This window comes from Acinetobacter lactucae, from assembly GCF_013344765.1.
GTDB classification, from domain to species: domain Bacteria; phylum Pseudomonadota; class Gammaproteobacteria; order Pseudomonadales; family Moraxellaceae; genus Acinetobacter; species Acinetobacter lactucae_A.
This window is the reverse complement of record NZ_JABVBF010000385.1, coordinates 1-727: the sequence shown is the minus strand read 5'-3', so window position 1 is coordinate 727 and position 727 is coordinate 1. Positions and strand designations below refer to the sequence as shown.

Below are 727 nucleotides of genomic sequence, written 5' to 3'. Positions count from 1 at the left end.
ACAATCAAAATATCTACGGCCAAAAAACAAATCTTGAGGTGAATAAAATATCCCATTTAAATATTCATCCCTCATATTTTGTCGAGGACTCTCTAATCCATTCTTAAAACTTGATTCTTCTGTAAAATAGTATTCAAGTCCAGCATAGTAATTAACGAACAATAAAGCGAATAATGGAATAAACAAAGCTAACCAATAAACTCGTTTTCCATAATTATCATAAAATGCGTAACAAAATAAAATTAATGAGATAGCTATCCCTGAGCGACCATAAAGAATCAGACTAGAAATAAATGTAAGAATATAGACAAGTAGCGGTTGTTTTTTTCCATCAGCATGGTAACAAGCACCAACAAGTATAGTTATTATTAGTAAAAATGCACTTACAACATTTCTACTGGAATGGGCAAATATTTCATTATAATTATCAGGATCTAAAAACCCCAATTTAAGAAAATTCACCCACAGAAAAACCATATAAATATAATAAAATATAACACTGAAACCAGCTTTTCGCTCTAGCTTTAAAAATCCATAAGCCATCACTAAAGCACCTAAACCATACAATAGAATTGCTATAGAATAGTAGTAAGGATATGATCTAGAAAAGAAACTAAAGAAGCTAAAGAATAATAATGATAGAAAAATAAAAATCACATCTCTAATGTGTATTCTCTCATTTACCGAATATAATAATATTATAAAAATACTTGCAAAATATAAAATC

1 protein-coding gene is annotated in these 727 nt (G+C 28.3%); it reads right to left on the bottom strand.

Annotated features, from left to right (window positions below; genetic code table 11):
- Nucleotides 1–543, bottom strand: a 543-nt coding sequence (locus tag HUN22_RS17475) for a hypothetical protein (protein WP_174732030.1), incomplete at its 3' end; no start/stop codon positions are given.
- Nucleotides 544–727: the final 184 nt, after the last annotated feature.